Below are 1,546 nucleotides of genomic sequence, written 5' to 3'. Positions count from 1 at the left end.
CCTGGCGTCGTGCGGCGGCGCTCTCGTGCCGCGCTTCGGGCAACAGGCGGCGCTTGCCGCCGCGCGTCTGCACGACCTGTCGCCGCTTGCCGTGCTGGGGCGCGGCTACGCCGTCGCGCGCACGGAAGACGGCGCCGTGGTCAAGAGCGTGGAGGCCGCGCCGCCTGGCACGGCCGTGGACGTCGCCGTCGCGGACGGCGTGCTCGCCTGCCGGGTGGAGCAAGCCAGGCGCGTGGACACCGAAATCATCGATTGGGAGGATGCATCATGACGGAGAACACCGAACTCAGGCCCATCGAGGAGCTGACGTTTCGCGAGGCCATGGCCGAGCTGGACGGCATCGTCGGAGTGCTGGAAAGCAATTCGCTGGAGCTGGAAGACAGCCTGAGAAGCTACGAGCGCGGCGTGGCCCTGCTCGCGGCGCTGCAAGGCCGTCTGGCTGAGGCTCAGCAGAAAGTGGACGTGCTCATGGGCGAGCTCGTGGCCGACGCCGACGACGGTGCGCGCGACACCAGCTTGTCCTAGCGGGGAAAACCGGCTTTCGAGAAGGAGAAGGATATGCGCAAGGAAGACTGCCTGTTCTGCAAGATCGTGGCGGGGGAGATCCCCTCGGCGAAGGTGTACGAGGACGACCGCGTGCTCGCGTTCGAGGACGTGAACCCGCAGATGCCCGTGCACACCCTCATCGTGCCGAAGAATCACTACGACAACATCGGAGACGGCATCCCCGACGACGAGATGGGTTATCTGTTCAACACGGTGAAGAAGATCGCCGAGCTCAAGGGCATCGCCGAGAGCGGTTACCGCGTGATCGTCAACACGAACGACGATGCGCAGCAGTCCGTGCATCATATCCACGTGCACGTGCTGGGCGGCGCTCCCATGAACTCGGGCGATCCTTCGGCGAAGTAATATTCTGACCTGCGAATACGCTTCGATCGAGGTCGTCTTGCCGTTGTCCGGCAGACGGCCTCGACGCTTGTTTTCGGTGAGCGGCGCGCCGCTGGCCGATACAGGCCTCCGTTTGCCCGCGGAGCTTTCCGCCGCCACCTTAGAATATATGCTTTAGGAATACCGAAGGAGGCAGGTCGTTGAACGTACTAGTCATCAATGCGGGGTCATCTTCCTTGAAGTACCAGCTGGTCAACGTGGAGCAGCAGGAGCTGCTTGCGAAGGGCATCTGCGAGCGGGTAGGTTCGGCCGAGGCGTTCCATAAGCACGGCCTCGATAAGAACGAAGAGGTCATCGATGCCAAGATGGCCGATCATGACGATGCGATGGCGCTCGTCCTCGAATCGCTGACGAGCGGGCCGACGAAGGCCATCGACTCGCTCGAGGAAATCGATGCGGTAGGCCATCGCATCGTGCAGGGAGGCAAGTACTTCGATCGCTCGGTGCTTATCGACGACGACGTCATCCAGAAGATCGACGAGCTGGCGGAGCTCGCGCCTCTGCACAACAAGGCGGCGCTCATGGGCATCAACGCGTGCCTCAAGCACATGCCGAGCACGCCGATGGTTGCCGTGTTCGATACGTCGTTTTTCCA

General features: G+C 62.9%; 3 protein-coding genes and 1 pseudogene. All 4 read left to right on the top strand.

What is annotated here, in order from left to right:
* The coding region (locus ACMO6A_RS05100) for an exodeoxyribonuclease VII large subunit (protein ID WP_418470852.1) at window positions 1–271 on the top strand (271 nt) is incomplete at its 5' end.
* Window positions 268–525, top strand: a complete 258-nt coding sequence (gene xseB, locus ACMO6A_RS05095; RefSeq protein ID WP_009307149.1) for an exodeoxyribonuclease VII small subunit — start codon at window positions 268–270, stop codon at window positions 523–525. The genes ACMO6A_RS05100 and xseB, both read left to right, overlap by 4 nt.
* Before the next feature lie 33 nt (window positions 526–558).
* Window positions 559–912, top strand: coding sequence for a histidine triad nucleotide-binding protein (locus tag ACMO6A_RS05090; RefSeq protein ID WP_009307148.1), 354 nt, complete (start codon window positions 559–561; stop codon window positions 910–912).
* 179 nt (window positions 913–1,091) lie between these two features.
* Window positions 1,092–1,546 (top strand): annotated as a pseudogene (locus ACMO6A_RS05085) (acetate kinase); the annotation flags it as partial.

It is taken from the genome of Eggerthella sp. (assembly GCF_048329335.1).
GTDB lineage: Bacteria > Actinomycetota > Coriobacteriia > Coriobacteriales > Eggerthellaceae > Eggerthella > Eggerthella lenta.
The sequence above is the reverse complement of the archived record's forward strand: the minus strand, read 5'-3'. Positions and strand labels throughout refer to the sequence as shown.